The organism is Kordia sp. SMS9, assembly GCF_003352465.1.
Lineage (GTDB): Bacteria > Bacteroidota > Bacteroidia > Flavobacteriales > Flavobacteriaceae > Kordia.
Genome location: NZ_CP031153.1, coordinates 3406353 through 3431239, shown reverse-complemented (window position 1 = coordinate 3431239; position 24887 = coordinate 3406353). Strand labels below are relative to the sequence as shown.

9 protein-coding genes are annotated in these 24887 nt (G+C 35.5%); all 9 read right to left on the bottom strand.

The window, feature by feature from the left end:
* Positions 1-358 precede the first annotated feature (358 nt).
* On the bottom strand, positions 359-1015 hold the full coding sequence (locus tag KORDIASMS9_RS14465; RefSeq protein ID WP_114903525.1) for a 4'-phosphopantetheinyl transferase superfamily protein: 657 nt from the start codon (positions 1013-1015) through the stop codon (positions 359-361).
* A complete protein-coding gene (locus KORDIASMS9_RS14460; RefSeq protein WP_114903524.1) occupies positions 1012-3774 on the bottom strand; it encodes a hypothetical protein in 2763 nt (920 codons plus the stop codon). The genes KORDIASMS9_RS14465 and KORDIASMS9_RS14460 overlap by 4 nt, the downstream gene beginning before the upstream one ends.
* Positions 3775-3792: 18 nt before the next feature.
* Positions 3793-5688, bottom strand: a complete 1896-nt coding sequence (locus KORDIASMS9_RS14455) for an alpha/beta fold hydrolase (protein WP_240321054.1) — start codon at positions 5686-5688, stop codon at positions 3793-3795.
* A 47-nt stretch (positions 5689-5735) separates the two neighbouring features.
* Positions 5736-10163 (bottom strand): non-ribosomal peptide synthetase, encoded by a 4428-nt coding sequence (locus KORDIASMS9_RS14450; RefSeq protein WP_114903522.1) that lies wholly within the window; start codon positions 10161-10163, stop codon positions 5736-5738.
* A gap of 94 nt (positions 10164-10257) precedes the next feature.
* Complete coding sequence (locus tag KORDIASMS9_RS14445) at positions 10258-11904, bottom strand: ATP-binding cassette domain-containing protein (RefSeq protein ID WP_114903521.1); 1647 nt, start codon at positions 11902-11904, stop codon at positions 10258-10260.
* Positions 11905-11915: 11 nt separating this feature from the next.
* Positions 11916-12635 (bottom strand): thioesterase II family protein, encoded by a 720-nt coding sequence (locus KORDIASMS9_RS14440; protein ID WP_114903520.1) that lies wholly within the window; start codon positions 12633-12635, stop codon positions 11916-11918.
* Positions 12636-12668: 33 nt separating this feature from the next.
* The gene (locus tag KORDIASMS9_RS14435; RefSeq protein ID WP_114903519.1) at positions 12669-15977 is read right to left on the bottom strand and encodes a non-ribosomal peptide synthetase; all 3309 of its coding nucleotides are present in this window, start codon (positions 15975-15977) and stop codon (positions 12669-12671) included.
* 15 nt (positions 15978-15992) lie between these two features.
* Positions 15993-22406 carry a non-ribosomal peptide synthetase gene (locus KORDIASMS9_RS14430; RefSeq protein WP_114903518.1) on the bottom strand — a complete coding sequence of 2138 codons (6414 nt, stop codon included), beginning with the start codon at positions 22404-22406 and terminating at the stop codon, positions 15993-15995.
* 33 nt (positions 22407-22439) lie between these two features.
* The gene (locus tag KORDIASMS9_RS14425) at positions 22440-24860 is read right to left on the bottom strand and encodes a TonB-dependent receptor domain-containing protein (protein ID WP_162819972.1); all 2421 of its coding nucleotides are present in this window, start codon (positions 24858-24860) and stop codon (positions 22440-22442) included.
* Positions 24861-24887: the final 27 nt, after the last annotated feature.

The window sequence follows — 24887 nt, the reverse complement described above, 5'->3', positions numbered from 1 at the left end:
ATTCATAAATTTTACTCACCCAACGAGATTTTACATACAATACATAGCAACCAGCGGTAAAACTCATAGCGATACAATTATTAAATTTCAGATCAAAGTAAGGGGTTTTCTCACTCTCATGAAGTTAAATAATCTATTTAATAGTTTTAGGGGGAGATATTAGAGAAAATAGATGTTTTAAACTTTGTAAAAACTTGAATAGTTTATTGATGTTAACTGTTCAAATATGGTAATTTTTTTCAACATTAAAAAACTTTACATTGAAAAAAACATAAAAATTAAATGTTCTCAAATACACTATAATCATGAACACTTTAGAATCAACTTGCACCGAAAATTTCGTGTGAAATTACACTTTTTAGCCTACTAAAACAGGGATTCTTTTTATGGTAATAGCATCTGCATTTAACGCTTGAGCACTCGCAATATGGCACATATAGGTTTCTGCCAAATGGATTTTTTTGGTATAATATGTATTCGAATTGATTGTTGCAGTGTTGTTTATAATTTCAAAAGATACTAAGGGAATTGACATTCCTCTTCCATCTGCTTTGAGGACCGCTTCTTTTTTAGTCCAATATTCATAAAATGCTTGCAATTGGTTTTCCGCACTGTTTACATATTGCCACTCGTTTTCTGTCATTTGCGATTTAAAGTGCAACATATCTATAGGACGTATTTGTTCCATATCTAATCCAATTTCAACGTCTTTTGTTATTGCACAAGCCACAATTGATCCAGAATGCGAAATATTGAAATGTACATTACTATTCGCTATGTATGGCTTTCCAAATGCAGTTTGCGACATTGAATTCCAGTCAACAGTTGCAAGATTTGCATGTTTTTGTAAAGCATACTGAAGCAGCAATCTGCCTGACAGCGACAATTGTGCATCTTCCCATCTCCTAAATCGTAAAATCTTTTTTTGAAATTCTACCGGAAATTTAGGAAGCTGTTCTTGTAGCAATGCAGCATGTGCATTTTTTGAAATATGATAATAATATATGGTAATCATATAGTGATTTCATCAATCAAGTGGTGTTCATATACAATAGATTCCACAGCGCCTGTTGCCGAGTTAATAACTCCGATGTCATTGGCAACTTCTGAAGTTCGCACCCAAACACCGCCATATTTATTTCCAAATCCAAAAGCGCCCCAAATTAATTTGTGGGGTGTCCATTCATTTTCTTTATTCGGTGCGAGTACTTTGATAGAATCGCTGAATTCTTGCGCAATAAAGTTTTTGTCTTTCAGCGCTAGTTCTATGGCTTCATTCCATTCCACATCGGAAGAAAACCTTCCTATAAAAACATCTTTCCCTTGATAACCTTGCGCCGCTTTGACAACCATGTTTTCTTTATTGTTTTTTAGAATTTCTCTAATGTGCATTTTTTCACCTTTATATATTTCGATGCTGTCTTTAATTTCTTTCGTCCAGGGAATACTTTTGATGATGAGTTCATTTTCTAGTGCTGAGAACTTATTATTTTCTGCTAATTCTCTTAGTATTCCTAAATTTCTTTTATCACCATACATACCTGATGCCAGATGATCTGGAAAATAAACTGCATCTAGCATAAAGGCTCTAAAGATATTTAAAGGAACTCCCGCTTTAGTTACTACAATTTCCAAAGCAGCATGCATATCTTCACCTTCAAAGACGAGTCTGTTGTTTTTTAGTTCTGTTTCTGTAAATTCTCCAATAAATGTATTTCCTTTAAATTTTGTGTCTTGTAATGATTTTTCTAGTAAGTTATTAAAGAAACTCGTGATTTCTGCTCGTGGAAAACCTTCTTCATACTCACCTAAAGCTAGAAATATATTGATATCTTTTTGAAGATAGGAAACATGTTTGATAACATTTTTTACCAAGAAATCAATATAGTTTGCCTGTGTATCTTCTGTAGAAAAATTTTCGTCTAAATTTGGATGTATGTCACGTATGATGGTCTCAAAGCTTTGTACTTGCCATCCGCCGATAGAAGAACCAATATTAGCTTCCAGTATTTTAAAACCATCAGTGTCTAACGATAAATCTAAGCGACATGCAATTTCAATTTGTTTTTCATGACAAACTATTGCAAATTGCGTCATCATATCATCTCCTTGAAAGTAAAAGTCGCCAATACGTTTCATGTCATTTTCAAAATACAAAGCTGGTATTTTGGTGAGTAGTTTTGGTATTTTAGTACACAGTTGTTCTAAATTTTTTCTTTGCTGCCAATCAATAATTACGGGCCATGATGAGACAGGATATTCATAGCCTCTTAAAAATTCTGGTAGTTTTTCAGAAGTTGCATCTACAAAAGTGGGGATTTTTTTAGGCGAATCTACCATCAAATTTTCATAAGCATCTCCCAATATTGTAGCGGTCATGGACTCTTTTTCGGTATGAATTTCATTTTTATCAGTAGTTTCTTCATACACGATTGCCTCCACGGCACCCGTTGCAGAATTAATGACTCTTGAAGTATTCTCCTTAGCTGACATTCGTACCCAAGTTCCTCCGTATATATCTCCAAATCCAAACGCTCCCCAAATTAATGAATGCGGTGCCCATTGGTTTTGTTTGTTAGGTACATATATATAGTCTGAATCTACAAATTCTTGAACTATGTAGTTTGCTGCTTCAGTTGCTTTCTTTATGGCTTCCGCCCATGCTGCTGCTGACATTGTTTTCCCCACAAACACATCCGTTCCTTGCAATCCGTCAGCTACTTTTATGACAAAATTATCTTTTTGTTCTTTTAGTAAGGTTTGTAAATCATGTGTAGTTCCGTTGTAGGAAACAGAAGTTTCTTTTAACAATACAGACCAAGGAATAAATTTTTGTATTTGTGCATTTTCTTCTGGTGTAAACTTTCCTTCATCTGCAAGTGTACGAAGTATGACTAGATTTCGCTTATCGCCCAACATTTCTACTCCAAAATGATCTGGAAAATAGATTTTGTTCATCATGAACGCTCTAAAAATATCTGGTGAAATATCTTTTATAGCATAATTACGAATTAATACTACATGTACACGTTCGTTATTGTACATAAGCTTGTTGTTTTGCAAGCTTACTTCTGTCATTCCGTTGATGACTACTTTTCCTTTTTTGTGATATTTTGCAATTTCTTCATTGAGAATTTTATTGTAAAATTTTTCAGCATCGGAATATGCAAGTCGTTCTTCCTCTGTTGAAATCATTTCAACCATAAAGATGGTAATTTCATCTTCGTCATCAGAGAGTAATTCAATAGCTTTTTGAATGATGAAATCAATATAAATTTGCTGTGTATTTCGAACTTTTAGCGCTAATTTTTCATCGTTCAATTCTGGATGCATCACATCAATAACAGACTTAAAATTTTGAATTTCCATACCCGAAAGAGACGAGCCTGTATTTACTTCTAAAACTTGAAACCCTGTGGCTGCTTTTATCAAATCCAAACGACAGCTTATCGGTACTTTTTTCTGATTGCAAAAATTAGCAAACTCTGCTTTTACCTGATCGCCACCATAATAGAAGTCCGCTATTTTTGTAAGATCATTTTTAAAGTATACTTCTGGAATTTGCTGTGTTAATTTTGGAATTAACACACTACATGCTGCCAATTCTTCCACTTCTTCTTTTGACAAAATTACGGGCCAAGAAGATATTGGATATTTAAAATTCCGCAACGCTTCCGGAACTTCCTTTACATTTTTATTGATCAATGCTGGAAGTGATTTTTTGGAAGGATTTGCGATGTAATCATGATGGTTGGCTAAAATAGTCTTCTCCATAATTTTTTATTTCTTTCATTAAATAATTCCCCAATACAGAAAATAAACTGCTATCAATATATTCGAAAATATGATGGTAAACAAAATACTTCTTTCGTTTAGTTGCTTAATTTTTAAGGTATAAAATATAAATGTGACCGCTAAAAGCCCTAAAAATATCCACATAAAAATGTATAAATAATCGTAAGCGTTGGGCAAACCAAACGCTAAAATATAAAAGTTCTGATCTACTGTTGTTAAGAGCGCATTTGTAAATCCTATGAGCGTTATAATCCCAAAAATAGACGTTACCAAACATAGGATACGTACCAATTTATCAGAGAAATTTTTGTACTTTCTTCGAATGAGTTTGATGCCGTGTGCAATAATAAACGCCAAAGCAACTCCCAATGCAATTAAAAGTGGCGCTAGAAACATTGGGTCTTGTTCATTTAAACTATTTCCCATAGCAGAGACACCTCCATTCACCGTAATTGCGCTGACAACTTCCAGTTTGGGTGCTTTTTGGAACACCTCTTTTTTAGGGAATTCATTGGTATCAATAAATGCCGTAACTACTTCTATTCCAATTGGTGTAAAACTTGGCACATGTCCATAAGTATATGCCGTAACAGCAGTTCCATTGGCGAATAAATTCGCAGTTTTCTCCGCATTACCTTCGGGTGTTATTGGATCAAATTCTCCTCCAAACACCAATACTTGCATGGTACTTTCTTTCAGATTATTAAGATCTTGATATAGGATAGAATCTTTTTGAATATTCCATTTTTTACAAACTGTAAAATCTGATTTATAGAATGAAAGTGGTCCTTGCAGTCCTTTGTAATTTTCAGATCTTTGCTGAAGTTCCTCCAAATCATTTCGTGGTAAGGTTTCGTTACAACTCATACAAAAGTACACACCATAATCCATACTTAACAATGCTGAAAAAGCGGGAACTAAATTACCCAACGCTATTTTGTTTCGCGCTTTAAATTCATAGATCAACAACGGAATCACTTCTACCAATTGTTTGTTGTACAGCGCTTGCTGCAATGCTACTTTAAAATCTTCGGCATTGAAGGTAAACGATTCTGATTCGACTAAATATTTGTCAACCGCAACGGTAATTGGATTTTTCTCCAAATCTGCAATTACTTCATAAAATACACTTTCAATATTTGGATAGCTGTTTGTACAATTTTCATCTGCTTTACATGCGTTGAATACTTTTTGCAAACTTGTCATGTAATTGGTGGTATTGGCAGTGTAATATTCAGAAATATCTGCTATTGAAGAATCTAAGATCAATTGGCTAATATCGTTGGGAAACATGTTTGCATACACTTGCGCCATATAAGTTCCGTAAGAAACTCCGTAAATATTCCATTGGTTGTAGCCCAAACTCTTTTTAAGTGCATGTAAGTCTTTCGCTGCCGAAGTACTGTGATACGAATCTATGTTGATTCCTTTTTTTATTAAATCAGATTTACACGCCAACGCAGCATTTGCTTTTTGTTCTTCATCTTTGGAGGGCGATTGATTTTTTGCCAAAATTGCCAAGAATTCTTTTCCCAAATCTGGACATAATCGTGGTTGCGAATAGCCAGTTCCTCTAGTATCAAACAAGACAATGTCATGATTTTTTCGCAAAGGATGATTCTGCCAAGTCCATATATCATCAACATTTCCTTGACCAGGACCACCCTGAATAAATACCAAAGCTTCTGCATCTGATTTCCCTTGGCTATTTTTTAATACTGCCACCGCAATTTTAATAGAATCGCTTGCAGGTTGATTCCAATCTTCCGGAACCGATAAATATCCCCAAGTAATGGCTTTATCTTCTATGTATTCCGCATATCTGTGGAATGATTCTTCTTTTTCAAAAGTACCCTTTTGTGCATACAATGCCGTGCATGTAATGAGAATCATAAGAACGTTAATACTATTTTTCATGTATGTATTCATAATTGTTATTGCTAAAAATTAAAATCTATGTCAATATCAGAAGATGTTTCTTGATGTAATTGAATGTCCAAGTCTTCTAATGTGGTTTCTGCTGTTGCCGCTACGGCGGATGTTAGTAATTTTTCAAAGCGCAGGTACAGCAATGATATGCTATCTGCATCAAATAAAGTGCTGTCATAATTTATACGTACGGATAGTGTTGTTGCCACTGTAAAATTTAAAAGCAAAGGCAATCTGCTGTAACGCGCTGCAATTTCATAAGCCGTAAATGAAAGCTGTTCTGTTAGTTGAATGGTTTTATAATTGAATGACTGATTTTGTACCACCAGCACTACATCCCACAGAAATTCTTTTCTAATATCCGTTGGAATATCTTGATGTGTGTCAAAGTCTAAGATATCATTTTGTGCAGTGTGCAACAATGAAAATACCGTTTGTGTTTCTTCATATCTAGTACGCAACGGAAGTGTTTTTACATACATTCCCAATTGCGAGGTTAAACTTGCATGATTTCTCCCTGCATTTACAGTGCCAATACAAACATCGTCATGTGCATCATTTTTGAGTACTAACACACTAAACATAGTTGCTAAAAAGCTGTGCAATGTTACTTTTTGCGCTTTGGTAAAATCATGAATATCTTGCCATAATTCAGCATTGAATTCAAAGTGTACAGAAGCGCTTTGGTTTGCTTCTTTTTGAAGCGAATTTGCAGTATTTAATAACGGTTTCCATGAATATCCTTCCAAATAAGAAGCCCAATATTCATGATGTTTTTCTGTGTTTTTTTGCGTTTGCCATAGTGCATAATCTTTGAATTGAAACAGTTCCGTAGAAGCTTCATTTGGAATATTTTCCAAACTATAGCAATGCGCTACTTCTTGGATTAATAATTCTAAAGACCAACCGTCCATAATGCTGTGATGCGTATTGAACACCAAAAAGTCTGCGGTATCTCTTTTAAAATGTACTATTTTAAACAAGCGCTCCTTTGTTAAATCAAAAGGTTTGTGTACTTCATCTTGCATCTGTGTTTGAATATCTTCATCAGTACACGCGATTGTTTGTATGTGAAAATTAGAGTTCGTATTTTGTATTTTTTGATGCGGAATTCCGGCTACTTCTACAAAATTGGTTCGTAAAATCTCGTATTTTGAAATTAAATATGCAAATATGGATTGAAGTTTCAACAAATCCACAGTTCCTTCTATTTGATACGCTGCAAACATATTATACGCTATGGAACGCTCCCGATTTTGCGATGCCATCCATATTTCTTGTTGCGCTTCTGTAATTGGGTAATATTTCTGTACCGCAGCTTTGGGAATGAACTCTTTTGCAATTTCAGTTGAATTATGTGCTATATAATCTGCTAATTCCGCTATTGTTGGATGATCAAAAAGTGTTCGCAAACTCAATGTGTATTCTAACTCCGTTTCTATACGGTTGATTAATTTTACCGCATTTAAAGAATGACCGCCATGCTCAAAGAAATTATCCGCAAGGTACATTTCATACGCCACGCCTACTACTTCTTGAAATAATCTGCAAAGTGTTTTTTGTAATGAAGTGGTTGCTTTTTGTAAAGAAGTTGCAACTGTATTTGTAGCTTGTACTTGAAACGCCATCAAAGCTTTTCGATCTACTTTTTTGTTGGGTGTCAATGGCAATGCTTCAAGCCTTACAATCTGATTGGGAATCATATACGAAGGCAGTTGTGTTTTTAAATGATTCTTTACTTCATTCATAGCAAATACTTCATCTGCCACGACAAAAGCCAGTAAATAGGCTTCTTGATCTTGTTGTTTCTTCGCTACAACAACTGCTTCTTTGACGCCTTTAATTTCGTTCAGTTTTGCTTCAATATCGCCTAATTCAATGCGGAAACCACGAATTTTCACTTGAAAATCGTCACGTCCTAAAAATTCAATTTCTCCGTTTGCATTCCACTTGGCTAAATCGCCTGTATTGTAAATACGTTTTTGTAATTGATCGTGCGTTAGGAAACGTGCTGCCGTTAAGGCTTCGTTTTTATAATAGCCGTTTGCCAAACCATGACCGCCAATGTATAAAGTTCCTATACTTTGCTTTGGTAGTATTTGCAGTGCATCGTCTAAGATATATACTTGCGTATTGTGAATTGGCGTTCCAATGGTAGACGCTTCTAATGAATTTGTGATGTGCTTACACGTAGACCAAATCGTAGTTTCTGTTGGTCCGTACATGTTCCATAGTTCTTTGGTACTATGTAGTAATTTTTCAGCCAGCGCTTTGCTTAATAAATCGCCTCCACATAAAATTTTAATGCCTGCATTTCCTTTCCAACCTGCATTGAATAGCAATTGATAAAAACTTGGTGTTGCTTGTATGATTGTTGGCGACACTTCGTCTAGTTCTTGAAGTACCGCAAAAGGATCTGCCAATGTTTCTTGCAATGCCACATATACGGAAGCACCTGCTAGTAAAGGTGTTATGAATTCCAAAATAGAAATATCAAAAGATTGCGTGGTAACGGAATATAGCAAGTCATTTTTTGCCATCCCAGGACGTTCTTGTATGCTGAGAATGAAGTTTAGCAATGCTTGATGTCCAATTTCAACACCTTTTGGATTTCCTGTTGTTCCAGAAGTATAAATGATATATGCCGAATCGGCTGCGGTAGTTGTAGGCAGTGTCGTTTCAGTATGTACAGTAGTAATTAACGATGCAAAGTCCATTTTTTCAACAGTTGTCGTCAATGGCAATTCTTTAGCAGCACCGACAATTAAATCTGTTTCACTGTGCGAAATGATGTATGCCAAACGTTCTTCTGGAAAGCTTGGATCTAAAGGTATAAATGGTCTTTTAGATTTTAGTATTCCCAACATACATACAATGAGTTTTGCCGAGCGTGGCAGTAGAATAGCGACAGGTTTATTGGAAGTTCCGCTAGTTGTTGCAATGATTTGTTTGGCAATTGTATCTGATAGTTCTGCTATTTCTTTGTATGTAAATGTTTGATTTTGATCGTATAGCGCAATTTTTTCTGGTTGCTTTTCAATGTGTTTGTGAATGTAATCTAACACCGTTTTTTGTGTTGGATATGTAAATGCGGTTTGATTGTACGTGTGCACTATTTCTTTCACTTCACTTGCTGAAAGATAGGAATACGCATGTATTTTTTGTGTTGGATTTTGTACGACTGCGTTCAGTAAGTTTTCAAAATGTGTGGTAATTTGTGTGATGGATGTTTCATCAAAATACGATGTGTTGTAATCAAAATCAATCTTCACATCTTCTTTTGGATCAAATTCTCTGATGTAAATTGCCAAAGGCACACGTTCCGATTGATGCGTTAATGGAATTACAGACGTTTTGGTGTTTGCAAAGTGATCTGCATAGTTTTGTTTTTCGTATGACAATGTGATGTCGAACAAACGACTGTTCTGATGAAAAAGTTCCAATTCTTGAATCAATTTCCCTAATGGAAAACGCTGATAGCGAAAGTCTTGTCGTAGTTGTTGCCGTATTTTTGTTAAGAAAGAGGAAAACGTATCTTCTTTTTCTAGTTGAATTCGCAAGGCAGAAACGCCCATAAACAATCCTACTGTTTTTTTGAAAATTGCCTTGCTTCTATTTAACACGGGCAATCCAATAGCGAAGTCGTGATTGCGTTGTTTTCTTCCAAAATACACATACATCAATCCTAATATTACATGAAATGTACTGCATCTACTTGCCTTCCCTATTGCTTCCAGTTTAGTGTACAATTCACGTTTAATGATGAGTGCTTTTCGCTGACTTTTGTGTTGTGGTTGTATTCCTTTTTTAAGTGGAAAAAGTGCTTCGGGTAAGCTATTGAATCTTGATTTCCAGTACGCTTTATCTTTTTCGTAAGCCTCTGATTGTTGGTATTGTGCATCATCTTCTACAAATGCATCGTAATGAAATGGATATGACGTTAGTACAGTTCCGTGCGCAATAAGTTCGTTGTAATTTGTCACCAAACGCTGAAACATTAGCGACGTTCCCCAACCATCTGTAATGATGTGATGATACACCGAAAATAGATAGTGTACTTCTTCAGCAACTTTTATAAGAATGAATTTATGCAGCAATCCACGTGTTTTCAGATCAAAAGGTTGCACAAAACGTGCTTGCATAAATGTATTGGCTTTTGCATCTGCGTGTGTTTCATTTGAGAAATCTTTCACTTCTAACACAGCGTCATAGCTTTCCAATTCTACAAATGAAATGGTGTCGTTTGTATGATCTACACAGCTTCTGTACGTATTGTGCTGTTGCAATAACGTACGATACGCTTCTTGCATTATTTTTACAACTAGAGTTCCTTCTATTTTGATTTTTGCACCTATGTTATAGATAGGTGTGTTTGGGAACAATAGTTGTTCAAAATACACATCTTGCTGTGGCAATGTTAGTTGTATCATTTCTGACATGCTGCGAGAATTATGAATTTAAAAGTTTTACAAAAGTGATTCGAAAATCGCTCTCTTTGAGTGTAATGATTTGCAAATGTTCAAGTGTTTTTGGTTATACCCAAATGTCTCTCAAATTGCTTTTATTTGCTTGAATATTGACGTCTTTTATAATGTTACCATAATCAAATTTTATCACACGATCTGCATGATTAAAATACGCATCGTCATGCGTTACGGCAATGATTGTTTTTCCTTCTGCTTTTAATTTTGGAATTAATACTTCATAGAAATATTTACGAAAGTGAGGATCTTGATCTGCTGCCCATTCATCCAATACGAGTACTGGTTTTTCTTCTAGTAACGCAAGTATTAAGGAAACTCGTTTGCTCTGTCCTTTGGAGAATTGTCTTCGAATGGAAGCTTCTTTATCATCTGCAATGATATGATCTAATTCCATAGTTTCTACAAGTTTTCTATACTTCTTGTTGTTTTCCAGCTCAAAATTATCATAGTTTTTTGAAAAGATATGATTGTTTGTAAATACCGCCGCAATCATGTCTTGTAATGTTCTATTGTTTTTTTCACTGATGGAATCATTGACTATAATTTCGCCGTCAGATATGGAATAGAGACCTGTTAATGCATTGATAAATGTACTTTTTCCAGAACCGTTTCCGCCTACTACAAAGATGACTTCGCCTTTTTTGATAGACACATTTAAAGGTCCAAGGGCAAAAGGTTTCGTTTTTTCTTCTAGGTTTTCATTTTTTGGATATGAAAATACGACGTCATTAAATTGTAAGGAATTGAATGTGTTTGCTTCTTGTGCTGTGTCTTGTTTTTCATCATCTACAATTTCAAAGTCTTTAATAAACTTTTTAACACGCGTATTCGCTACCATGAATCGAGTGTACATTTGTTGTAGATTGATGAGGTTATTTATCGGTCCAGAAATGAAAAGAATAATCACCACATACGCTATAACATCTTCACTAGACAGCAATCCGTATTGTGGCAACACAAATAGAATGACTGCTACCACAAAGTACAATCCGTATTGACTTATTAAGTTGATGGAAAGAAAGACATAGTTGATTCTGAAATCTAAATCCATTGCTTTGTCTCTGTTAGGAATTAAGAAGTTGTTCATTAAACTATTTCGACGGAAAAAGCTCAATTTCAATTCTTTAAAGCCATTCATGACATCATTTACATATTGATAATAATCTTCATTGTATTCTCGCAAGATGGCTACTTGTTTCGTCATCGTATTCATTACTACAAAATAACACGCTGCCACGAGCGCAATGAGCACAATGACAATTAATGCCGACGAAAATGAAAGGGTAAACATGTATACCAAACAGAGTACGAGCATTAACACGGAGTTGACTGTATGCGTAACGGTGTATGGTAAGAACGAGAATGTACGTAAGTCTTCTACAGCAGTGAAAAAGCGCTGTGTACCAAGTTTTTCTAATTTAATTAGCGATGCTTTTAGGATTTGACCGAAAACTCTTTTTTCATTTTCATAGAGAAAATTAAAAGCGTAGAGGTTTAACCGTTTCTGAAAAATAATGTTCAGCAAATAGGTATACACGATGATCGCAACAAATACAATTCCCATGTATGTTCTAGTAAACATAGGATTTCCAGCCATTACATTGTTGATAATGTAAATAATGGCAAAACTTAAAATTGTATTGGGCAAGGCATACAAAATTAGGTAGATGATATTTTTTGGCTTTAGTTTTAACATGTTTTGTTGTTTTAGTTGATTGAATGGTCAAATGACTTTTCTAATATTCGCACTAATGCTTCTGGGTGATCATTGATGAAAAAATGATTTCCTTCCCACACGTCGCAATTGCAATGATTGGCTGTAAATCGTTTCCAATTTTCTATGCGATCACTACACTTTTCTTCCGCTCCCATAAAGGCATATACAGGCGATTGTATAACAATATTTTCAGAGGGAAGTCCTTTCTCTATTACTTCAAAATCTGCACGGATTTGAGGACTGAAAAAGCTGTACAATTCCTCGTTTTCTAATATTTCATCAGACACACCACCAAGTTCTCGTAGTTCTTCTTTAAAATCTGTTTCGCCCATTAAGTATCGTTTTCCTTTATGCGCTGTTTCTTCATCTTTTACACCAAGACCTGGATTTCCTGTAACGACCAATGCGCTAGGAATGTCTAAGAGTCTTTCTAGTTTTTTAGCGACAAATAGTCCTAATGTAGCGCCCATACTATGTCCATAAATAATGAAGGGTTTGTTATTCCTTTTGCTTCGTATCTGTTGTACATAATCATCAATGGCTACTTCACTATTTTTGATTAATTCTTCTTTAAAGCGTTTTCCTCTTCCAGGAAGTTCTAATGCATGAACTTCAAAAGCATTGGATATCTTCTCTTTCAAAAATACAAATGAATAGGAGTTTCCTCCTGCAAAATGCAACATAAATATTTGCGGTTTTTGGTATATCATTGTTTTGTTCTTTGTCTTTTTTTAATTTATTTTTTAGATCACAAATTCTTCAAAATCACCTGTTATATCTTCTCCACTAGTAACAGTAATAAGCTGTGCCATACTTTCAATAGTATTGCTCACAAAAAGATTCTTTATTTGCAACGAAACAGCTTCAAATTCTTTATTTACTTCATTGATAAGCGATATGGCTAACAAACTGTGTCCGCCAAGTTCAAAGAAACTATTGGTCACTCCTATTTTTTCTACGCCTAATATCTGCTTCCAGATGTTGACTAATTTTTCTTCGGTGTTATTTCTAGGCGCTACATATTCCGCTTCAATCAATCCATCGGCTAATTGAAAATTTGGCAATAGTTTTCGGTCTATTTTTCCATGTACATTGATTGGCAATTTCTCCAAGGCTACATAATACGATGGAATCATATACGCTGGTAATTTCGCTGATAAAGCAGTTCTGATTTCCGCTTTGGAAGGACTGTTTTCAGTATGCAACCAATACAACACAATGGCAGCTTCGTTATTTACTTGTTGTACAGCAGCGACAGGTTGCGAAATTCCTTCGAGTTCTTGTGCATTATTTTCAATTTCTCCCAACTCTATTCGGTAACCTCTGAGTTTTACTTGCGTATCTTTTCTTCCTGCAAAGACTAAATTTCCGTCTGGAAGCCACTTTGCCAAATCGCCAGTTCGGTATAGTTTTTCTCCTTGTTTGAAAGGATGTGGTATAAATTTTTCTTTGGAAAGTGCTTCATTGCCTAAGTATCCTTTTGTCAATCCTGCTCCTGAAATGCACAGTTCGCCAATAAAACCAATAGGAAGCAATTCCGCCGTTTCGGTATCTAACACATATACTTGTCTATTTTTGATAGGTTTTCCAATCGGAATTACATGTTCATTTCCTGTTACTTTGTAATAGGTAGCACAAACGGTACTTTCTGTGGGACCATACGTATTGTATATAGGAATTTTATCGTGAAGTGTATCTATATGATCCATTTGTAAGGCATCGCCTCCACTGATCAATGTACGCAAATTGAGTGTAAAGTCTTGATATTGTTGATTTAAGTATTGCAACGCATACGGATTGGTACTTAACAACGTGATTCCATGGTTTTCGCAACTTGCAAACATTTCATGGAAGTCTGCTTTTTCTTCATAGAAAAACAAGGTTCCACCACTGATCAAAATTGGATATATTTCTTCAATAGACGTGTCAAAAGCAATACTTGCCTGCTGTAACACGCGGTCCGTTTGATTCACTTCAAAGTATGTTGCAAACGTGGTTACATAATCAACCAATGAAGCATGTGTAATTGGAATTCCTTTTGGATTTCCTGTAGATCCTGACGTAAATATTACATAAGCCGTAGCATTTTGAGTTGCCTTGGAAACGTAGTCACCATTGTAATTGGAGCGGTTTTCTTGAATCGTTTTCAGCATCGTATCATCAATAATGATGGCGCAATTGCTTACATTTTCTATATATTCTTTTCTTGTTGTTGGATATTTTGGATCGATAGGAACATACGTCGCACCCAGTTTTAAGACTCCTAAAATGGTGAGGATTGACCACACACTTCCATCGAGCGCAATTCCCACAAAATCACCTTTTTGCAAGTGCAACGCTTCTTCTAAACACTGCGCTATTTGGTTGCTAATGATGTGAACTTCTGCATAGCTTTTTTCCACTTCATCACTTACCAATGCTGCTTTTTCAGGAAATTTAGCGGCGTTTTCTGTGATGAAATCTACCACGGTTTTTGGATGTGTTAATGGTTTATTTTTAGCATTGAATTGATGACAGATCGTTTCTTTTTCAGTAGCATCTACTAATGATATAGAACTTAGTGATGCATTTGGATTTGCAATTCCTGCAACTACAAATTTTTCAAAAGAGTGTATCAGTTGTTGTATGAAAGCTGCTTCGTAGATGTCTGTGTTGTATTCTACACTGAGTGTTAGTTGATTGTTTCGTTCAATAAACACAAAACTCATGTCTAGCTGACTTACTCCTTTTTCAACCGCATCGTATTCTGTGATGGTAAGATTGTGTAGTGCATCTTGATCGTTTAAATGAAGCGTTTGGTGATTTTGCAACAACACCATGATATCAAATAATGGCGATCTGCTGGCATCATTTGGTAAGGTGAGTTGATTCAATAGTTTATGAAACGGATATTCTTTGTGTTCGTAGGTTTTTAGTAAGGTTTCTTTTTGTGTTTTTAGAAAATCTGCAAATGTTTGTGTGTTTTCAAACTGCGTTCGTATTGCCAATGCATTGGAATAGAGTCCTATTTGATCTTCTAAATCTGGATGTTCTCTTCCTGCAACCGTAGTTCCTAACGTAATATCGTATTGGTTGGTATATTTGGAAAGTGTTCCGTTCAATCCGCCTAAAATCAACATAAATAAGGTGAGTTGCTGTGTTTTGGCAAACGAATTGAGTTGCGTTGTAAATTCCGTAGAAAATTCATGATGTAGCAATGTGCCAGCATACGTTCTCACTTTTGGTCGTGCAACATCGCCTAAATTCAACGCAGGAGAACGTGTCTCAAATTGATCTTTCCAAAAAGCCAATTTGTTTGCATAAGCGTCACTTTCCAATTCTTGGTTTAGCCATTCACTGTAATCTTTGTATTGAAGCGATAATTTTTTTGCAACATGCGCTTCTCCAGATACTAACTGTTGGTATTCTTCAATGACTTCTTTCGTGAAAATTTGCAACGACCAACCATCGCTGATGATGTGATGCATTACAAATAGTAATATATGTACATCAGCTTCAAGCTTGAAAAGACTGGCATTGACTAGCAAATCTTCTGCTAATTGAAAAGGCGTTTGATATTTTGCATCTAGTTTTTGATGTACATCGTCTTTAGAAAGTTTACTGCAATCTTCGTAATTTAATGCAAACTGAATTTCTGCATTTGGCAGAATTCGCTGGCGCACAGTTCCATCTTCTTTAATGACAAATTGCGTGCGCAACGATTCGTGCGTAGCGATGACGTTTTTGAAAGCTTTTTGTAAAATTTCTGGTTGTAAATCTCCTTCAATTTTGAGCGTTGCTGTTAAATTATACGCCGTGTCGCCGCCCAAATGCTCATGAATAAACCACAAGGAATATTGGGTTGGACTCAAACTGTAATCTTCTGCTACAGCGGCTTTGGGTATTTTTATGTTACTCGCTAATAATTTTAGAAGATACGGTTTGTTTTCATTAATTTCTGCAATTAATTCCTTGGTCAATGTTCCTTTCGGCGCATTCACTTTTAAACCTCCATTTTCGTTGCGAAGGTGAATGTTTAATGTTAAAAGTTTTTCTAATAAATCCTTTTTCAAAATTGCTTTCTTTTTTTATAACATAATTTCATCCATATCCTCAGAAGTTGCTTCACTTTGTCGCTTTTGCAAGGTGGCAAAGTGAATGACTTTTGATAAATCTTGAATGTTGAGTGATTCGTATAAATCTTCAATTGATAGTGCGATATCAAATGTTTTATTAATGGTATTGATGATGGTTACGGACTGCAAACTGTTTCCTCCAATTTCAAAGAAATTATCTTTGATACCTAGTTGTTCAGAAGCTATGTTCAATTGCGCTGACCAAATAGCTACCAAACATTGTTGTATGTCATTTTCAGGCGCTTTGTAAGCTTCTGTTTTGATAACTTCTTCTGTAAGTGCTGGCAATGCCTTGCGATCAATTTTTCCAGTACGTGTTAACGGAAATGATGCCAATTGTACATATACAGAAGGAATCATATAGCCTGGCAAACGGTCTTTTAAAGCTGCTTTGAAAACTGCATTTTCTTTGTGTTCGCCTGTGTAATAACACGTTATATATTCTTTCGCGTCCAAAGTCTGCACTAATACTTCTGCTTTGGTAATGCTTTCTAATTCAGCTATTTGCAATCCAATTTCAGAAAGTTCAATACGATATCCATTGATTTTTACTTGCGTATCTTTTCTTCCTAAATACACAATAGTTCCATCTGGGAAACGCTTTCCTATATCGCCTGAACGATAACTGTACAATTCAGGATTTTCAGTATCTTGCGTAAATACTGCGTTGGTTTTTTCTGCAAGGTTCAAATATCCTTTGGAGATATAGGGGCTTTTAAACACAATTTCTCCTTCTTCATACACAGCAGCTTCTTTTCCGTGCGCATCTACAATATAAATTTCTGTTTCTGTGACAGCGCTTCCTAAATGCAAGCTACTTTTGTGAATGTGTGTGGTTTGTTTTAAGAAATGTTGCGATACAATGGTGGCTTCCGTAGGTCCATAATCGTTGACTAAGTATGCATGGGTTGGAAAATGTTTTTTGAATAACTCAAAATCAGATGCATAGGATGCTTCTCCGCCTAAATCTACCAAACGTACGGTATGAAGCACCTTATTTTCTGGCAATGTTCCTATGAAATAACGGTAAATTGTAGGAACCATGTGTATGATGGAAACATTTTCTTCCATGATCCAATCGCCCAAATCTGCCAATCCTTTCTCAGGAATTGCATAAAAACGTACCGTAGCGCCGTTTAAAATGGCTCCGTAAATGTCTTTTATAGAAGCATCAAAACTATAGGTTGAAAATACGCTTAGATTGTCTGTAGTAGAAATGGCAACATTGTTCGTATATACCCGAATGTAATGCAACATATTTCGCTGTGTTTGCACGACTCCTTTTGGATTTCCTGTAGATCCTGACGTGTATAAAACATACGCTTCATCTGTTGGAACGCTTTTATTAACAGGATTTTCTAAGGCAATTCCGTCTTGTAGCGTATCCGACAAGTTTATGAATAGTAATGATGGAAATAGTTCTTTTAGTTGTAAAATTTTATGTTCAACAGCCGCATCATAGACTAAGATGTTACATGCTGCATCTTTTAGAATGAATTGAATGCGTTGTATTGGATTTTCAACATCAATTGGCACATACGCATGTCCTGATTTTAGAACGCCTAACATTCCAATAACCGTGTTTTCATTGTGAGAAACTAACAAGGCAATCCTTTTTGTATCCTGCTCTTGTTCGGTTATTTTTTTGGCTACTTGATTGGCGTAATTGTTAATGGTTTGATATGTAAATTGTTGATCATTCGCGGTAACGGCAATTGCATCAGCATGAAGCTTCACTTGCTTTTCAAAGCGTTGTGCTACGGTTTGGTCTATTTCTTCTGCTTCAAAGCGCGTAAATGTTCGTTGTGGTAATTCTTGTGTAAATTTCGGTACATTTTCAAAAGTTGTGACCGACGCAATGCTTTTTGCATCATTATTTACCATTTGTTGTAGCATGTCAACATAACTGCGCATCCACAATGTGATGGTTTCTTGTGAAAATAGTTGATCGTCGTATACGCAATCAATCGTATAGCCATTTGCAAAGCTTTTTACATAACATTCTAGGTCAAATTTTGGAGGAAGTGCGGTACTTTCAAACTCCATTCCTGTGGCGTCTATTGTTTCTTCTGTTGCATCAAAATCAACCATATTCAAAAATACAGGACTTAACGGAAATTTATCTTTTTGTGTAATTTCAAGTGTTTCCAATACATTTTCAAACGGATAACTTTGGTGTGTCAAACCTTCCGTAAGTGTGTTGTGCACTTGTTGTATCCAGTCTTTTATTGACAGTTGTTCGTCAATAGTATCTCTCAACATCAACGTATTTAAAAAACAACCTGCCAAATTGTTGATTTGATAATGTGCACGATTCGCCACTGGAATTCCTACAATACTGTCGCGCTCGTAGCTGAGTTTGTAGATTAATATTTTAAACGCTGCTAGAAACGTGGTAAATGTACTCACATTGTGTTGTGTAGCGTTGTTTACAATTTGTTGTTGCAATTCTTTTTCAATCACAATTTTACATACTGAAGCTTTTGATTGTATGGTTTCAGGAAAATCTGTGGGCAATTGTATGTACGCGCGTGGTCCTTTTAATTGTTCTTCCCAATAGTGTTTTTGATAAGCAAACTCTTCGGTCTGTTCACGTTGATTTTGCCATGCTGCATATTCTTTGTATTGAATAGTCAACTTTGGAAGATTCGCCGCTGTTTGATGTTGTGCTTCTTCGTATAATTTCATCAAATCTCTGTAGAGAATGTGTACGGACCAGCCATCGCAAATGCTGTGGTGAATGTTGAAATATAATTTTGTGTCTGTTATCGCAATTTTATATAACGGATATTGTGTCAGATCAAAAATATGATCAAACGCATATTGCTGCGCGTTTGCTTCCGAAGTAAAATGCTGTAGTGTTACCGAATTGGTTTTATGAATTTTTTGCTTAGGAATGCCTGCTACATCAACAAAAGTGGTTCGCAGTGTTTCATGTCGCGCCACCAATTTTGAGACTGCTTTTTCTAAAAGAATGCTATCGATCTGTTTGGGTAAAGCAAAAGTATTTGTGATGTTAAATTCTTTGGATTTCCCTTTTACTTTATCAATCAGCCAATACCGCAATTGTGTGGAAGAAACCTCGTAATGTGCTTGTTCTTCTAACGATGGAATTTCAATGTGTTGCTGTTTTTTTAAAGAGAGTAATTTTGCATGTTGTATCAATTGTGTATGTGCATACAAGCTAGACAAATCTAACGATATTTGAAACGTTTCTTGGTAATTGACCATGAGTTTCATGAGCATCAAACTGTGTCCGCCAAGTTCAAAGAAATCATCTTCTACACTTACTTCGGTTAGGTTTAAAACCTTTTTCCATATTGTTACAAGTTCTTTTTCAATGTCGGTTTTTGCGGCTACAAGTGGTTTGTCTTGCGTTTTAGCAATAGAAAGTTGTTGCAAATACTTACGGTCTACTTTTCCATTAGGCGTTAACGGTACAGTTTCCAAACGTGTAAAAGAATTTGGCACCATGTACGCTGGCACTGTTTTTTGTAAGGCTTTTTTAATATTTTCACTATCAAGTGCGTCCTCACTTGTGAAAAATGTTACTAATTGTCCTTCCTTTTCTAGAACAGTTACTTGCTGAATTTGCTGAAAGGAATTTGCAATTGCTGCTTCAATTTCTCCAAGTTCTACACGATATCCGCGCAATTGTATTTGATTGTCTTTTCTTCCCAAAAATAAAATTTCACCATTGGGCAACCATTTTACCAAATCGCCCGTAGCATACATTTTTTCTCCTAGTAGAAATGGATTTTCTACGAAGCGTTCTTTTGTTAATTTTGGACGATTCCAATATCCTTTGGCAACTCCTTTTCCTGCAATGTAGAGTTCTCCAGGAATACCAACAGGAACTATGTCTAGGTTTTTATCCAAAATATACACCTGTGTATTGTGAATAGGTTTCCCAATAGGAATTGGTGATGTTAGTGCATGGTTCACTATCGGATACGCTGTCGTAACTACTGTGTTTTCAGTAGGTCCGTAATTATTGTACAGTGTAAACTTTGGAGCATTTTTTAAGTGTAAGGTATCACCGCCAGTTAGTATTTTTAGATGCGACAATGAGACATTTTGCATCACAAATTCTTGACATACAGCGGTTGGCAGATAGGTATGCGTAATTTTGTGTGTCTTTAAAAAATTTGCTAAAGCTTCAATATTAATTCGCGTTTCTTGCTTTTCTACGGCATGTAAAGTCGCGCCCGCTAGTAAATACGGACACATTTCCCATAAGGAAGCATCAAAACCAATTCCGGCATATAAGGTAGCGTGACTCGCAGCGGAAACTGCATAATAGTCAATGTGCCAATGACATAAATTTATAAGGTTTTCATGCGAAATCATCACACCTTTCGGAGTTCCTGTCGATCCAGAAGTATAAATCATATATGCCAAATCTTGGGCATTTGTTTCTGGAATTATGTCGGATACAGTGTCAATTTTTGCGGTAAAGAATTTTTCTAGAAAACTTTTATCAATGATACATTTGGCTTGACTGTCAACAATAATAAAATCAATTCGTTCTTGTGGATAGTTTGCATCTATCGGAACATATACAGCACCTAATTTTTGAATTGCCAAAAATGCTACTAACAACGATTTGCTTCTTGGAAGTTGTACGGCGACAAATTCTTTTGCGTTTATGTCATGATGATCGCGCAGATAGGAAGCTAGTTTTGTTGCTTCTTCATTGAGTTGTGCATACGTAGTGGTTTTGCCATCTTCTACAACCGCAACGTTTTCCTTGTTGTTTTCTAGTTCTTTTTGAAAAACGTGTATGTAAGTTCCTGTCGTTTTAACTTCCAGAATTGGTGTGTTGAATTCATGAAGAAGTTTGTTTTTTTCTTGGCTTGACACATACTGCAATTCTTGAAGACTCGCATTGGAATTCGCCACTATATTTTGTAGCAATGTTTCTATATGTCCAAGCATTTGCTGTATAAAATCAGCAGAATATATATCTGTATTGTAGGTGAGTCGAAGTTCAGTTTCTGTAGCATTTACATGCCATACAAATTCCAAATCGAACTTACTTGTCGTGTCTCCTAGTGATATTTCGGTGACGTTGACTGCTTGCTCTTTTTGTAATGATGCTGTTTCAGATGGTACTATGGAAACAATGACGTCAAATAGCGGATTTCGCGATCGGTCAGAGATTCCTAAATCATTGATGAGCGCATCAAACGGATAGTGTTGATGTTGAAATGCTTCAAGTGTTTTGCGTTTTACCTGTTGTAAAAGTGCTGCGAATGTATGTTCTTTTGCAAAGTTTGTTTGTATTCCAAATGTATTTACAAAGAATCCAACTTGAGATTCCAACTCGGCTTCTGTCCTACCGTCAATTGGACTTCCGATGGTTATTTGTGTACTTCCAGTGTATTTATAGAACAATGCATTGAGTAATGCTGTAATTCCCATAAAGAGTGTAGCTCCTTCTGCTTTGCACAATGTTTCAAAATGTTGCGTAGGAATGTGTTTTGCAATGCAATGTCCGTTGTATGTTTTTTTGGAAGGTCTTGAAAAACTTGTAGGCAGTTCAACAGCAGTTGTCGTTTGTTTAAATATGGAAGTCCAATAGTTTTTATGCACTTCCATTGCGGGAGTTTGCAATTGTTGTTGCTCCCATACTGCATAGTCTTTGTATTGAATTTCTAGTGTTGGAAGCGTAATTTCTTGTTTCGAAACCAACGCACGATAGTATTCAAATACATCATTAACGATGATTGCTGACGAACCTCCATCACTGATAATATGATGCACTACAAAAACTAATACATGCGTGTTTGTGCCAGTTTTAAGAAGTGTGATTCGCAATAAAGGATCGTTTTCAAGATCGAAATTATAGGCGACTTCGGCTTTAATTTCTTGTGCGATTCTGGACTGATTGGATTTTTCATCAGAAAGATCCATATACGTATATGAAAAACTCTTGGCGGTTGCGTCATTGACAATTTGCACTGGCATATTGCGTTTTGCACACCATTTAAAATTGGTTCGCAAAATTTCATAGCGCTTTACCAACAATTCAAATGCTTTTTCAAGAAGCTTTTTGTCTATAATTCCTTCCACAGAAAATGCACTCGGCATGTTGTAAGCTGCGTTGTTTTTTTCCAATTGTTGCAATAACCAAATACGGTATTGTGAAGAGGATAATACATAGCTTTCCTGTGCAGCTGCTTTCGGAATTGCTGGTGTTACCTGATAGGCTTTTAGAAAATCAATGAGTGCTTCTTTGTGCGCTTTAAGTTCTATCAATAAAGCTTTTGTCATGGCGCCTTTCGGTGCTTTGACATCTAAAGTGTCTCCATTGAGTGTAACCACTATTTGAAGTGCATTTAATTTTTGGAGTAATTCCTTCATAAATTAAAAAGCGTATTTATCAATCGTCTTTTGTTAGTTTTGTATTCTTCCTCTTTCGTCTTGGTTTCCTGTTCTGTGACGTTTTGCGCTGATATCTTTGTTTCCAAATTTATAACTCACAGATAGTTGTAAATATCTGGCATCGTAGTAATAGCGGGCAGTTTGTAATACGTTGTTGATGACCGTTTCCGTTCTATCAGCAGATGTTTTAAAAATATCATTGGCACGCAGCGTGATGTTCATATCTTTATTTAAGAGTAAATATTGAAATGACAAGGATAATGCGCTGGCTGTTTTGGTATCAAAAATTCCATTGACACCTGGAAAAGCATACCAATAGTTAAGTCCAAAAAACAAGGTTTTATCTGAGTTTAGCGTAAAGTCATTATAGGTTGAAAATGTAGCATTGAATCCTTTTTGATCTTCTTCTGCCTGTTCTAAATCGAACTTTGAAATGGTATAATTGACGACAAAGTTGTTATTACTAGACCACCAAGAATATTTGTCGAAATAAAAGTTTTCATAAATTCCAAATCGCTGTGTATCTACATAATTTTCATTTGTAAAACGAATTACATTGGTGTCTGATTGTGGCAATGGAACCTGTGCAAATGTTTCATTTTCAATAGTATAAAATAAATTTGTTGTGAAACTTTTATAGCTATGTGATATTTGTATGTTATCTACAAATGAAGGTTGTAAAAAAGCATTTCCTTCAATGGATTGGAAAGGATTTAAAAAATAGATATTTGGGTTTAAACTAAAAAACCCTGGACGCTGAATTCGCTTGCTGTAGTTTAAAGAAAAGTTAGAATTTTCCGTGGCATTGTAAGATAAATAAAGCGTTGGGAACAATTTTGTATAATCGTTATCTACGTTCAGACCTAAGTTATTAGATGAAGAGTTGGTTTGCGTTGCCTCTAAACGAAGTCCCACTTTTAAACTCCATTTTTTTCCAAAATCTTTGCTGGCAGATGCGTATAATGCTTGTATGTCTTCATCATATTCAAAGTCATTTTGTGAAATTGGCAAATTGGTCACTGGCGCATCTACCAAACCGCTGTTGAAGAAAAAGATATCATTATCGGAAGTCGATTTTGTAAATTTTCCTCCAAAATCAACATTTGCCCATTTGGTAGGCACTTGAACATCTACTTTTGCTGAAAAGTTTTGTATTGCCTGATCGTTGATATTGACTCCTCGATAGAATTGTTCTGAAAAAGGTTCTAGCACGGTAGAAACACCATTGTATGTTTTTGTATCTGGATTTCCGTAGGTAAAATAATCTAAATTGATACTAATGTTTCTTCCTAAAGTATCGAGTTCTATTTCATTATTATAATTTAAAGAATGTACTTCTGGTGTTAAATCCATTCTTCCTTCTGATAGTAACGATCTCGTAATTTCACCTGTATTATAATCAAAAATTGGAGTAAAAGGCGCATCCGTTACATTGTAGTCTGTTCTGTTGTATAAATATTGTGCGCCCATAGACCATTTTGAGCTAATTTGATAGTTTACATCTATTCTTGCGTTTAGTCCATCTGTCTTAGATCGAAATGGAGAAATTGTTTGCCACAATCCATCTGGAAAAAAAGCGCTATCATCTTGCTCTTGATAGTAATCTCCTTGTCGATAATTGGCAGAAGCTGCAACACTAAATTTGTTTTTATTATAATTAAAATTCCCTCCAAATGAACTATTGGCATATCGTTGCTGACGATAGTAAGAACGCAATTGTGCATTCCATGAATCTTTTTTGGCTTTTTTCAGGATGATATTGACCAAACCACTATTTCCACTAGCTTCGTATTTTGCAGGCGGCGTAGTAATAACTTCAATAGATTGTACATCTTCGGAAGCTATGGATTTTAAAAAGTTTGCCAATTCGTCATTCGTTAGTTGTAGTATTTTATCGTTAATCATCACGCTTACTTGAGCCTTTCCTATCATTCCAATAGAATTGTTTTGTACACGAAGTCCAGGGGCTACTTTTAGTAGTTCATATACATCTCCTTGTGAAGCTTGCGTAGAGTTTTCTACATTGAATACCACACGGTCAATTTTACGTTCAATCACTTTTTTCTTTGCTTCTACTGTAACAGCATCTAATTCCTCAGAATTGGTTACCGAAATCGTTCCCAAATCCATATTTTTAGTCAAAGAAATGTCTTTGGCGTACAATGAATTCCCTAAGAATATCACTTGAAATTTGTAGTCTCCTGCTGCTGCTTTCAACAAAAAGTTACCCTCAATCGTGGTAATTGCTCCTATTATTTTTTGAGTTTTAGTATTCGTCAAAATAACCTCAGCAAAATCTATAGGTTTTTGGGTTTCTTGATCTATAACTTTCCCCTTAACTTCTAGTTGTCCATAGGCTGTAAATCCAACTAAAAATAGGCATAAAAAGATAGTGAAGTGCATCTTTTTTTTCATGGTTACTCTTTTTTTCATGATATTCATCTTTGTTTTAGTATCTAT